General features: G+C 38.3%; 11 protein-coding genes. 9 read left to right on the top strand and 2 right to left on the bottom strand.

Annotation, left to right across the window (positions count from 1 at the left end):
- Window positions 1-171: 171 nt before the first annotated feature.
- On the bottom strand, window positions 172-1,377 hold the full coding sequence (locus CEQ83_RS14535; protein WP_028412847.1) for a TcaA 3rd/4th domain-containing protein: 1,206 nt from the start codon (window positions 1,375-1,377) through the stop codon (window positions 172-174).
- Window positions 1,378-1,575: 198 nt separating this feature from the next.
- Here CEQ83_RS14535 and CEQ83_RS14530 point away from each other — a divergent pair, with 198 nt between their 5' ends.
- The 3 genes from CEQ83_RS14530 (at window position 1,576) to CEQ83_RS14520 (ending at window position 4,314) form a co-directional block, all read left to right on the top strand.
- A complete protein-coding gene (locus CEQ83_RS14530; protein ID WP_033579423.1) occupies window positions 1,576-2,721 on the top strand; it encodes an acyl-CoA dehydrogenase family protein in 1,146 nt (381 codons plus the stop codon).
- Window positions 2,722-2,811: 90 nt separating this feature from the next.
- Window positions 2,812-3,366, top strand: coding sequence for a GrpB family protein (locus CEQ83_RS14525; RefSeq protein ID WP_099000305.1), 555 nt, complete (start codon window positions 2,812-2,814; stop codon window positions 3,364-3,366).
- Window positions 3,367-3,381: 15 nt separating this feature from the next.
- Entirely contained in the window at window positions 3,382-4,314 is a 933-nt protein-coding gene (locus CEQ83_RS14520; RefSeq protein ID WP_099000304.1) for an alpha/beta hydrolase, read from the top strand.
- Window positions 4,315-4,442: 128 nt separating this feature from the next.
- Here the strand turns inward: CEQ83_RS14520 and CEQ83_RS14515 are convergent, their stop codons facing one another.
- Window positions 4,443-4,595, bottom strand: a complete 153-nt coding sequence (locus CEQ83_RS14515) for a YflJ family protein (RefSeq protein WP_081732856.1) — start codon at window positions 4,593-4,595, stop codon at window positions 4,443-4,445.
- Window positions 4,596-4,744: 149 nt separating this feature from the next.
- On the opposite strand from CEQ83_RS14515, the gene CEQ83_RS14510 reads away from it, so the two are divergent.
- The 6 genes from CEQ83_RS14510 to CEQ83_RS14485 all read left to right on the top strand — a co-directional run bounded on the left by CEQ83_RS14510 (window position 4,745) and on the right by CEQ83_RS14485 (window position 12,094).
- The gene (locus CEQ83_RS14510) at window positions 4,745-5,608 is read left to right on the top strand and encodes an alpha/beta fold hydrolase (protein WP_099000303.1); all 864 of its coding nucleotides are present in this window, start codon (window positions 4,745-4,747) and stop codon (window positions 5,606-5,608) included.
- A 433-nt stretch (window positions 5,609-6,041) separates the two neighbouring features.
- Entirely contained in the window at window positions 6,042-7,385 is a 1,344-nt protein-coding gene (locus tag CEQ83_RS14505) for a copper amine oxidase (protein ID WP_099000302.1), read from the top strand.
- 106 nt (window positions 7,386-7,491) lie between these two features.
- Window positions 7,492-8,454 (top strand): class F sortase, encoded by a 963-nt coding sequence (locus tag CEQ83_RS14500; protein ID WP_099000301.1) that lies wholly within the window; start codon window positions 7,492-7,494, stop codon window positions 8,452-8,454.
- A gap of 231 nt (window positions 8,455-8,685) precedes the next feature.
- Window positions 8,686-10,224 (top strand): AbgT family transporter, encoded by a 1,539-nt coding sequence (locus CEQ83_RS14495; RefSeq protein ID WP_194273194.1) that lies wholly within the window; start codon window positions 8,686-8,688, stop codon window positions 10,222-10,224.
- Between the two features lie 266 nt (window positions 10,225-10,490).
- A complete protein-coding gene (locus tag CEQ83_RS14490) occupies window positions 10,491-11,717 on the top strand; it encodes an ammonium transporter (RefSeq protein WP_028412855.1) in 1,227 nt (408 codons plus the stop codon).
- A 14-nt stretch (window positions 11,718-11,731) separates the two neighbouring features.
- Window positions 11,732-12,094 (top strand): P-II family nitrogen regulator, encoded by a 363-nt coding sequence (locus CEQ83_RS14485; protein WP_013057611.1) that lies wholly within the window; start codon window positions 11,732-11,734, stop codon window positions 12,092-12,094.
- Window positions 12,095-12,320 lie beyond the last annotated feature (226 nt).

Here is a 12,320-nt window from a genome sequence, read left to right as displayed (position 1 = left end):
CCTTATGCGTGTAGTAAGTTTATGTACATCTACTTTATATTTTACAGTGAAAAGAATGAAGAAGGCTATAAAAAATTTATTAACGTATGTAGGGATCATGGTATGTAAAAAAACGTAGGAGTAAGCACTCGCTTCAATCAAAAAACTCCCCTGGGTAAAGGGGAGTTCACTTTATTCATATGATTTAATAAAATCAACGTTATATTTTTCAACGCTTGATAAGTAGGAGTCTCTAAATGATGAATCAGGCGTATACCATGACTTTTCATAAAAATAGGCTTGAAGATCTTTCGATTTAAATACATACCCATGCCGCGCATAGATTTCATTTCGAGCTAGCCTTCGTTCACTCGAGCTCAAACTGCTAATATCACCATAACTTAATTTGTAAGAATCCGAACCCGGAAGAATATAAGAGCTTGAAGTAGCATAAGAGCGCGGCCCAGGCACGATTACTTCTCGTTCTTTTATGACGGTTTTTTCCTTTTCAACGGGCGGCGTTTGTATATTTAATATAATACTTTCTTCATTTTGAATGGTGTAAGGACTGCTTTTGAACGTGGTGCCGCCTTTTTGCACTTCTGCATGAACAGTGACGCTTCCATCCGTGGCAACAGGCCCTATTTGTGATGAGCTATTCACCTGAAGCCCCGTGCTTTTTCCGTTTACGAATAAAATAGCGTCATCTCTATTCGATGAGATTGTAACATAAGCCCCTTTAAATACAACAGATATATTTTCTTCTTTTTGACGGTAAAAATTTACAGTGGTTTGGTCTGTAAGCTTTCCGTAAGAGCTTTCATAAGAAGCTGTAAGCGGGTAATTTCCAATCATAAAAGGCCCTATTTTTTGCGTTTGATTTTTGGATATGGATTGTTTTGTATCATTGACTGTAACTGTTGCATCCTCTGGCGTGGTGAGGGAGATATAATATGATGACGGCACAACCACGTACTGTTTTTTGAAGAGTGGTGAATGTTTCTGTTCTTTTATTGTAAAGTAGATACTCGATTTATTTTTCAAATCATTTTCAACGTCTCGTAAAATAGAACCATCGGAAGTTGCATCCAACAGAGCTTGAATAGATGTGTCATTAATAACTATAGTAGACTGCGAAGAGTCTAATAACTCTCTTAACACAGCTGTATCTTTCGATTCCAATGCCTCAATAAAGCGGTCAGCCGTTTTTTCTTCTGAACCAGAGAAAAAGAAATAAAATACAAAAGTTAAAAGAAGTATAAGCACAATACCCCCGCCAATATACCAGCTCTTTTTATGCTTAGCTGCAGCTGGCGACACGGTGAAAGAAAAGCCGCAGTTATTGCAAAATAATTGATCTGTGCTTGCACTGGCACCGCATTTTGGACATTGATTCATTCACACCATTCCCTTCTTTTTGTTCCATTAAATGTATGGAACGTATAGGTAAAACAGACCATTAAATTGGAAAAAGAATAGATTTAACGAGAAAGATAAACACACCAAACATGCACAGAAAAGATGAGGTATGCTATGATAAGAACTATATATTAATCCGATAGGGACACTCTGTCATATAAAAAGGAGATGAAGCAAATGAGTGTTTCATTTGTAAATAAAAATCAAAAGTCTACGTACGAAAAACTGCTACCTCTAGTCGAAAAATTTAAGAAACGAGCTTTTAAAATAGATGAAGAAGGTACGTTTCCGTTTGAAAATATTCAAGAGTTAAAAGAAGCTGGCTATACACGTCTTTCTCTAGAAAGCAACTATGGAGGAGATGAATTACGCCTTTATGATTTTTTATTATTTCAAGAATTAATTGCTCAAGGGGACGCTTCTACGGCTCTTAGTATTGGATGGCATATGGGGATTACAATGGACTTGCGTGAAAAACAGCCTTGGAGTCAGCAAATGCTCGATTTTATTTTTAAAGAAATAGAAAAAGGTGCACTTATTAATACCGCCGCTACTGAACCGAAGACAGGAAGTCCTACTCGAGGAGGCAAACCGGAAACGCTAGCTGTAAAAACAAAAAAAGGCTGGCGAATCAATGGCCGAAAAACATTCACCACGATGTCTCCAGTGTTAAATTACTTCTTAGTAAAAGCAAGCATTGAAGGTGAAGAAGAGATCGGCTTATTTTTAATTCCTCGTGAAACAAGCGGACTTTCAATAGAAGAAACATGGGATATGATTGCAATGCGCGGGACAGGAAGTCACGATCTTGTGCTAGAAAATGTCGATATTGAGCAAGACTTTCTTGTTGAACGCCTAGGTGGCTTTAAAAAGAATGAGCCAAGCGGCTGGTTGCTTCATATACCAGCTTGCTACATGGGTACAGCCATCGCAGCAAGAGATTATGCTGTCGCATTTGCTACAGAATATTCGCCTAATAGTATTGAAGGAACGATTAGCGAGTTGCCAAATGTGCAGCGTTTAGTCGGAGAGATGGAACTTGAACTCATGCAGGCGCGTCACTTTATGTACAGCGTGGCAAATAAATGGGATGAAACAAGCGACCGAGCAGCATTAGCGGGAGAATTAGCAGCTGTCAAACACGTAGTGACCAATAGTGCCTGTACGGTTGTTGACAAAGCCATGCGCATAGTAGGAGCGCGTAGCTTGCAGCGCAGTAATCCGCTGCAGCGCTATTATAGAGACGTGCGTGCTGGGCTCCACAACCCTCCAATGGATGATATGACGGTTGTTAATTTAGCGAAGCAGGCGTTTGCTAGATAAAACTTAATAACATGTTAAATGATGAAAAACTGCTTATTATAGGCTATTCTATAGTAAGCAGTTTTTTCGTTACAAAAGGAGGAATTGAAGATGAAGTCCGTAAGAGAAATTCAGCTGACACCTCATAATATCGCGTGGGAAAAGGAATTTTCAAAAGAAGCTGCCACCTTAACAACTATAATGTCAGCTCAAGTTTTAGAGGTTCATCATATCGGAAGCACTGCTGTTCCCGGCTTAAGCGCAAAACCGATTATTGATTTACTTATTGAAGTAAAAGATATAAAAAAAGTAGATACATATAATCAGAAGATGGAACAGCTTGGTTACGAAGCGAGAGGTGAAAACGGCATAAAAGGAAGACGATACTTCCAAAAAGGCGGAAATGAAAGAACCCATCATGTTCATATTTATGAAAAAGGCCATCCAGAAATTAATCGGCATATATGGTTTCGAGATTATCTGCGTGCTAACCTTGATGCAGCGAAAGAATACGAAGCGTTGAAAACAGAACTAGCGCATCGCTATCGCTTTGAACCGGAAAAATATGTGGAAAATAAAACGAATTTTATTCATAAAATAGATGGGCTAGCTTTAAAATGGAGAAAGGGAAGCAGCAATAAGAATAGGAAAGATGATCTTAGATAAAAAGGAGGAACGAGCTTGACTCCAGTTCTAAATCGACAGACAAATACAGGTAAAAAGAAAAAAACAATATGGATCAGCCTGATATCCTTTGTTATTCTTTGTTTTGTACTTTGTACGGCCATTTCTCTTTATGTAGGCATAAGCCTGACAAAACTAGATAAAAATCCTGCTGTGAAAAATCCTAGTGATTACGGCATGCACTATAGCAATCAAGTATTTTTGAGCAAAGACGGAATAACCCATTTAAAAGGATGGATGATTGAACCAACGGAACAGCCAAAAGCGACCGTTATTATGTCACATGGATACGGAAATAACCGTGAAGCACAAGGAGCTGGCTTTCTGCCGCTGAGTAAAGAATTTGTAAAAGCGGGATATCGAGTAGTCATGTTTGACTTTAGAGATTCAGGAGACTCAGAAGGAAATCAAACGACGATTGGTGTAAAAGAACAGCTCGATTTATTAGGCGTTATTCAGAAAATGAAAGAAACAACAAAAGAGCCAATTGTGCTCTACGGCATTTCAATGGGAGCAGCCACTTCTTTATTAGCAGCCTCTCAAGATGACGACGTAAAAGCAGTGGTAGCCGATAGTCCTTTTAGTGATTTAACCTCTTATTTAAAAGAAAATCTATCTGTATGGTCTCATTTACCAAATTTTCCATTTACACCGCTAACCATTGCTATTCTTCCTGTTATTGCAGATGTAAATCCTGCTGAAGCTAGTCCTATTAAAGCAGTCGAGCATATTTACCCTCGACCAATTTTATTTATACACAGCACAGGAGATACAAAAATCCCTTACACTGAAAGTGAAAAAATGGCTAAAACACACCCGGATGCTTTTTCCTTCTGGAAAACTGATAAAGCAGAACACGTTCAAAATTATCATGTATACAAAAAAGAATATGTAAAGCGCGTATTATCTTTTATTGAGCAATCGCTGTAAAAAAAGTGGATGGGACAAAAATATTTTAGACGAAATGAAAAACGAACCATTAATCAAGACTTTTGATTAGTGGTTCGTTTTTTTATTAGGACAAACGTAGGTTTCATTTCGTTATGTCTCAACCTCTTTTAGCCGTTGGTTTTACCTTGTTCTATAAGCTCAGCATGTAAATTACGAAGAATGTAGGTTTTATAACTTTCTAGCTTTCTTCCATCGATTTTAGATATATTGGCCGCTTTTAACTGCTGAACAAACCAGCCCTTTGAATAGATATGAGCCATTGTTAATCACTCCTTCAAAAAAATCCACTCTAAATAATTAACTATATTCATAAAAAGAACTAAAAAGAAGTGAACGAAGCAAATGAATTGACGTTCATTTTTTACAGCGTTATACTGCTCTACAGCTACATAAAAGGAGGAAATGAACAATGAGCAAACAGTATATAAACGTAAATGGCGTTAATTTGCACTACATAAGCAAGGGACAAGGAGAGCTTATGCTATTTCTTCATGGGTTTCCTGACTTTTCGCATATTTGGCGACACCAGATAGATGAATTTTCTAGTGATTTTCACACAGTTGCTCTGGACTTAAGAGGATATAACTTATCTGAAAAGCCAAGCGGACTAAAATCATACGAGATTGATGTATTAGTAGAAGATATTCGCCAAGTGATTGAAGGCCTAGGATATAGCTCCTGCACGCTAGTTGTACACGACTGGGGAGCAGGAATCGGATGGACATTCGCTTATCGCTACCCGGAATATGTACAAAAATTAATTGCTTTTAACGGTCCGCACCCTTATACATTTATGCGTGAGCTTAGAACAAATAAAAATCAGCAAAAAGCAAGCGAGTATATGAAATGGTTTCAAAAACAAGAAGCACAGGACTATATGGAACGAGACAACTTCTCAGGTTTGCGTAAGCTTGTGATCGACCCAGGTGTAAAAAAAGGATACCTAACAGCTGATGATGTTCAAGCATACATGAACTCTTGGGAAAATGGCTCTGTGCTGTCCATGCTAAGTTATTACCGCAATTTAAAGATTTTCACGGAAGAAGACCTTCGAAGAAAATCTTTGTTTCCGTTAGAAGAAGAAGTGTTAAACATCCCGGTACAAATTATTTGGGGAAATCAAGATCCTACTTTTATGCCTGAAAACTTAGATGGTATTGAAGAATATGTGCCAAACATATCTGTTCACCGATTAGCTGAAGCATCTCATGCCCCTCAGCATGAAAAGCCTCAAGAAGTAAACAACGTGATGTGGAATTTTTTAAATAAGTAAAGAGAAAAAGAAAGGTTTCCTTTAGAAACCTTTCTTTTTCTTTTGAATTTAAAATAATTTTAAAAAAAGTGATCCAACAGAATAAGGTGATCGTTAGGTAAGTAGAAAAGGAAGTACTTCTTGAAAAAAGCGGTTAAAAACTTTTTCAAAAAAAGTGATCTAGCTGAACAAAGCGTTCGTTAGATAAGTAGAAAGGGAAGGAATTCTTGACGAAAATGACATCTTAAAAAAGTTTTAAAAAAGTGATCCAAGGTCATTCGCCAATCGTTTAGTAGATAGAAAGAGAATACTTCCTAAAAAGAGTCATTAAATACGGGAGAACATGAAGGTAAAATATAAAGAATATTCAAAATGTTCAATCTGTTTAATGATTTAAGATGTAGTAAGAATGAAAAAAGTAGCGTACATCAACTAAAAATGAGGAGAGTGGAAAATGATGAAATTAAGCAAAAAGTTAATGATCCCTGTACTAGGAGCTTCACTATTGATGCCCACAATTGCAAACGCAGAGGAAGCACAACCAACGGCAGTAACAAAAGCTGCAGATTTACGAGCGAACTTAGACTACTTATTATCTGAACACTTTACGCTTGCCGTTGCCGCTATGACAACAGCCTATGACGGTTCTAAAGACGCTGACGCTGCGTTTAAAGCATTGGACCAAAATGCCGTTGACATGGAGCCTGCTATTGCGTCTGTCTATGGTGATAAAGGAGCAGCTGAATTTGAAAGAATTTTCAGAGAACATAATAGTTACACAGATGATTTTGTAAAAGCAACAAAAGAAAATGACAAAGAAGCCATGGCTGAAGTAGATAAAGAAGTAAATCAATTCGTAAATGAATTTGCTAAGTTCTTAAGTACTGCTACGGAAGGCAAACTACCTGAAGATGCAGCAAAAGAAGCGCTTCGCGTACATGAAGACCAAGTAAAAGAAACATTTGAAGATTATGTAGCAGGTGACTACGAAGCGGCCGCTAAAACATACCGCGAAGGATATCAGCAAATGTTTGCCATTAGTAAAGCGTTATCAAATGCAATCGTAACGCAAATGCCCGATAAATTCGATAATACCAAAGTAGATACACCAGCAGCAGATTTACGTTCTTCATTAAACAGCTTAGCAGCAGAACATTTTGCTTTAGCAACAATGGGAATGGAAAAAGGGTTCAACGGTTCAAAAGATTACGACTATGTTAGCTGGTTAGAAAATGCTAACACAGCAGATTTTAAAGCTGCAATCGGTTCAGTATATGGCGATGAAGGGGCTGCACAATTCGAAAAAATTTGGCAAGGAGATCACATCAATGCCCAAGCTGAACTAGTAAGTGCACAAGTAAAAGGCGATGAAGCAGGAGAAAAAGCTGCTAAAGACAAGCTCCATAAATTCGCGCAAGAATTTGGTACATTCTTAGGAACAGCAACAGATGGAAACCTTCCAACTGCAGACGCACAGGCAGCTATAAAAGCACATGAAGATACGGTTATTAAAACATTTGAGCAATATGCATCCGGCGACTACGCTGGAAGTTATGATACGTACCGTGAAGGGTATAAATTAATGTTTGGTGTCGGCCAAGCTTTAGGTGAAGCGATTGTAAAACAAAATCCCGATAAGTTTGCTGAGACAGCTATGCCAACAGATATGCCGAAAACAGGTATGGGCGGGGCATCTGAATCAACGATGAACCCACTAACAGCGATCTATATTGCACTAGGTTCGTTAGCTGTATTAACAGCTGGAGTTATTTTACGCAAGAAACCAGTAAGCAAATAATATTTTTTCTCCTTTTCCTTATGAATTACAAGTCAAGAGTCCTAAAAAAAGAAGAGAGGTTGTTCTCTCTTCTTTTTTATAAACAGCTGTGAAACGAGGTGACGATGTGAAAAAAGCGATTGTTCTCGCCTACTGTATATTAAGTTTAGTCCTGCTTGTTAGCGGCGGACTATATTTTAAAGAACAAATGGTAGAAGCAAAAGAAATGAAGCAACAGAATGCAGCTAAGCAAAAAGAAAAAGAATCACAATCAAAGGATTTAAAAAGCCGGGTAACGCTTGAAGAGGAATTTGCTGTATTAAAACAGCATAAAACAGAAGCCAAACAGTTAAACAAAGAATTCAAAGGAATCATTCCTGCAAAAGTGTCCATTCCAGCTATTCATGTGGAGGCTTCAATTGAACAAGTAGGGTTATTAGACAGCGGTGAAATGGCAGCGCCATCTACAGAAAATGGAGTTGCTTGGTTTGAACCAGGAGCTAAACCTGGCGTAAAAGGAAATGCTGTACTAGCAGGACACGTAGACAGTAAAACCGGTCCTGCCGTCTTTTACAATCTAAAAAACTTAAAAAAAGACGATGAAATTACCGTAAGAGATGCACAGGGGACCACGCTTACCTTTGTTGTTAAACGTACAAAAAGCTATCCGCGAGATAAGGCACCTTTAAACGAAATTTTTGGGTACAGCAACAAACGTAATTTAAATCTAATTACGTGTACAGGCACGTTTGACCGTGCAGAAGGAACCCATCAAGAGAGGTTAGTTGTATATACAGAACTAAAAGCTGACCAAGCAAAAGAATTGGAGCGTGAAGCAACTGCACCACAACCTCCTACACATGTAAAGATGAGCGGTAATTTGCTTACGTGGTACGCGGTACGAGAAGGCAATATTATCGGTTACCGAATTTATAAAAAGAACCCAGGCGGAACATTTGTCCATATTGGCAGCGTTTCGGAATTTGAGCGAAAAAGCTTTGCCGACTCCGACGCATCTCAGTCTCGTTATTATGTAACAGCTGTTAACGAGTCAGGAAAAGAGTCTGCCCCATCTAGTATAGCGAAATAACAAAAAGCTCTCTTCAAACGGAGAGCTTTTTGTTATTTTTGATTGTCGATTCAAAAGATCTCTTCTGGCTTTCTATTTATCTAAATGCTATTAGTTTTAATAGATAAATAAAAATTCCTTAAAAATAATACTTGAATAATATAAATATTCAGATTATTATGTACTAATAGTCTTTTTGGTAATTAAAAGGAAAAAAAACAAAAAGAATCTAAAAGAAAAGGGAGAGAAAGTATGGCACAACCTAATTTGCAAACAGAGCAAAAACCACATCTAACAACCTTTCTAGACAAACTATTAGGAAGAGTAGAAGCATTCGGAAACAAACTACCTGATCCTTTTATTTTGTTTGTATGCTTAGCGCTTATTATCGTATTAGCGTCTGTTGCTATTAATAGTATGGGAGTAACAGTGGTCCATCCTGGTACTAATAAGACTCTTCCAATTAAAAGTTTGTTGTCGCATGAAGGCATTCAGTATATCTTAACATCGATGCTGACCAATTTCACTGAATTTAAGCCCCTAGGACTTGTACTTGCTATGATGCTTGGAGTCGGACTTGCAGAAAAAGTAGGTCTGCTTGAAGTGGCCATAAAGAAAACGATTTTAAATGCTCCAAAAGCTCTTATTACATACGCCATCATTTTTACAGGAATTATGGCCAACTTAGCGGCAGATGCTGCTTTTGTCATCGTTCCTCCGCTTGCAGCAATGATATTTTATACAGTAGGAAGGCACCCGCTTGCTGGATTAGCGGCAGGATTTGCTGGGGTGGGATCAGGCTTTACAGCGAATCTTATTATATCCGGAACCGATGGATTGTTATCGGGCATTTCTACTGAAGCTGCTAAAACAATTGACACAAGCGCTGCTGTCAGTCCTGCAGCGAACTGGTACTTCATGGCGGCTTCTGTATTTGTTTTAACTATTATAGGAGCGATCGTCACTGAAAAGATTGTAGAACCTAGACTGGGTAATTATAAAGGAAAAAAACGCAATGATTTTGGTGAAATTAGTGAGGCAGAAGCAAGAGGCTTAAAAAACAGTATCGTTGCTGCATGTATTTATGTCGTTGTACTAGCTGTTTTCTTATTTTGGCCCAACTCTCCTCTACGAAATGAAGACGGCGGAATTGTTCCATCTCCTTTTTTAGATGGTATCATTCCGATTACGCTGCTGTTTTTTGTGGTAGTTGGCTCTGTTTATGGAATAACAGTAGGGAAAATCAAAAGTTCTAGAGATATACCTGCTTATATGACTGATTCGATGAAAGATATGGCAAGCTACATCGTCCTTATTTTTGCGGCTGCTCAATTTATTGCCTACTTTAATTGGACGAATCTTGGAACGTGGATCGCAGTAGAAGGAGCGGATATATTGAATGCATTACATCTAACAGGCTTTCCCGTTGTAATTGGTTTTGTATTTTTAACAGCTCTGCTGAATCTTCTTATTTTCAGCGGCTCTGCTCAATGGGCACTAGAAGCACCTATTTTTATTCCATTGTTCATGCTGTTAGGGTACAACCCTGGATTTATTCAAGCAGCTTACCGAATAGCAGATTCGTCTACCAATGTAATCACTCCTTTAAATCCTTACATGATTGTCATTTTAGCCTTTATGAAAGAATACGAGCCAAAAGCAGGGCTTGGAACCATCATTTCACTTATGCTTCCTTATACTTTAGCCTTCTTAGGAATTTGGATTATAATGTTGATTGTTTTTGCTGTATTCGGTATTCCTCTAGGACCAGGTGTATATATGTATTTGTAAAGAAAAATCCTCTTCTACTCCAAGAAGAGGATTTTTTATGTTAGAAATTCTAACACTTATAAATGATATTTCAGCTTATGTGTACATAGGAGAATAAATAACAAAAAGAAAAGAGGATAAAAAAACAAAAATTTTCTGAATAAATTTGCAAAAAGTAGTTGCTAAATACATATAAATCAAATATGATAGTAAACATAACAAAACATGTTATATAATCTAACATTAAATTTAGGGGTTATTTATTCGTACTTAAGGGGGAAATCATCATGCAAATGGGCGATTCAGTATTTATGTTTTTTTCAGCATTATTGGTTTGGATTATGACACCAGCTATTGCATTGTTTTACGGAGGCATGGTTCGAAGTAAAAACATGTTAAGTACCGCGATGTATAGCGTAGGTTCATTAGCTGTCATATCTGTTCTTTGGATAGTAGCTGGCTATTCGTTAGCATTTTCGACCGGTGGCAATGCTTTTATTGGAAACTTGGACTGGGTGGGATTAAAAGGCGTTGGATTCACTCCAAACGGGGACTACAGCGCAACGATCCCGCATAACATGTTTATGATGTTTCAACTAACATTTGCTGTGTTAACAGTAGCTATTATCTCGGGTGCTTTTGCAGAGCGCATGAAGTTTTCAGCATTTATCTTATTTGCTATCCTATGGTCATTATTTGTATATGCACCCGTTGCACACTGGGTTTGGGGAGTTGGCGGATGGCTTCGTGAACTAGGAGCTATTGACTTTGCTGGCGGAAACGTCGTTCACATTTCATCAGGTGTAGCAGGATTAATTCTAGCTCTTGTTGTTGGAAAACGAAAAAATGCCGATGCTGCAGCACCTCACAATTTACCGCTAACTCTTTTAGGCGGAATGCTGATTTGGTTCGGGTGGTTTGGATTTAACGTTGGAAGTTCCTTAACTATTAACAGCGTTGCAATGACGGCTTTCATTAACACGAATACAGCGGCAGCAACAGGAATTATCGGCTGGCTTGTAGTAGAGTGGATTATTAATAAAAAGCCTACGCTGCTTGGAGCCGTTTCGGGAGCGATTGCTGGACTTGTAGCTATTACACCAGCTTGTGGATTCGTTACACCGTTTGCTTCTATTGTAATTGGTTTTATCGGCGGAGCAGTTTGTTTCTGGGGTATCTTCTCACTTAAAAAGAAAATCGGTTACGACGATGCGTTAGATGCATTTGGTCTTCACGGTATTGGGGGAACATGGGGAGGTATCGCAACGGGTTTATTTGCCACAACTTCTGTAAATGATGCCGGCGCGAATGGTTTATTCTACGGAGACCCAAGTCTACTATGGAAACAGCTGGTGGCTATCGTAGCAACGTATCTGTTTGTCGGCATCGCTACCTTCATTATTGTTAAAGTGGTTGGGTTGGTAGTATCTCTACGCGCAACACAAGAAGAAGAAACGCTCGGGCTTGATATTACGCTGCACGGTGAAAGAGCGTATCACGAATCGAATATGTAAAAGGGGTGGGCACAGTGAGTGATGTTTTAACAAAAATTGAAATTATTACGCGCCCTTCAAAGTTTGAAGAGCTTAAGCAAGAACTAGCAAAAATTGGCGTGAGCGGTATTACGGTTACAGATGCGTTAGGATGCGGATTGCAAAAAGGCATTACGGAACTTTACAGGGGGGTCAAAAAACAAGACAATATGCACGCCCGAATTAAAGTGGAAATTGTGGTCTGCGAAGTTCCCGTATCCGACGTTGTTGATAAAGCAAGAAAAGTACTAAATACAGGTCAGCCTGGAGATGGGAAAATATTTATCTATGAATTAAAAAATGCGATTAAGATCCGAACAGGGGAAGAGGGATCACAGGCATTACGAAACAATAGTTAAACTCGGGGAGAAGCGGAAAACAAAGGGTCATAAAAAGGTGCATAATATGCACCTTTTTTTAGGTTGAATAGTTACAAGGCATGTTTCTTTATGGTGACATGCTTTTTTGTTATATATACAGCCAAAGAGTATATTGTAGAAAATAACTATATTTTTATTTTTCCAGCTTCTCTTTGTATATGAGATTGAATCTATTATGAAAGATTGCGAGAAAAAAGGGGTACAT

The sequence above is a fragment of the Priestia megaterium genome (assembly GCF_009497655.1).
GTDB classification, from domain to species: Bacteria; Bacillota; Bacilli; order Bacillales; family Bacillaceae_H; genus Priestia; species Priestia zanthoxyli.
Note: the sequence above shows the minus strand (reverse complement) of the source record. Positions and strands in the feature narration are given on the sequence as shown.

Coding starts and splice junctions, on each gene's coding strand:
- CEQ83_RS14535 (WP_028412847.1), bottom strand. CDS start 1,377: ATGAATCAATGTCCAAAATGCGGTGCCAGTGCAAGCACAGATCAATTA.
- CEQ83_RS14515 (WP_081732856.1), bottom strand. CDS start 4,595: ATGGCTCATATCTATTCAAAGGGCTGGTTTGTTCAGCAGTTAAAAGCG.
- CEQ83_RS14530 (WP_033579423.1), top strand. CDS start 1,576: ATGAGTGTTTCATTTGTAAATAAAAATCAAAAGTCTACGTACGAAAAA.
- CEQ83_RS14510 (WP_099000303.1), top strand. CDS start 4,745: ATGAGCAAACAGTATATAAACGTAAATGGCGTTAATTTGCACTACATA.
- CEQ83_RS14525 (WP_099000305.1), top strand. CDS start 2,812: ATGAAGTCCGTAAGAGAAATTCAGCTGACACCTCATAATATCGCGTGG.
- CEQ83_RS14505 (WP_099000302.1), top strand. CDS start 6,042: ATGATGAAATTAAGCAAAAAGTTAATGATCCCTGTACTAGGAGCTTCA.
- CEQ83_RS14495 (WP_194273194.1), top strand. CDS start 8,686: ATGGCACAACCTAATTTGCAAACAGAGCAAAAACCACATCTAACAACC.
- CEQ83_RS14490 (WP_028412855.1), top strand. CDS start 10,491: ATGCAAATGGGCGATTCAGTATTTATGTTTTTTTCAGCATTATTGGTT.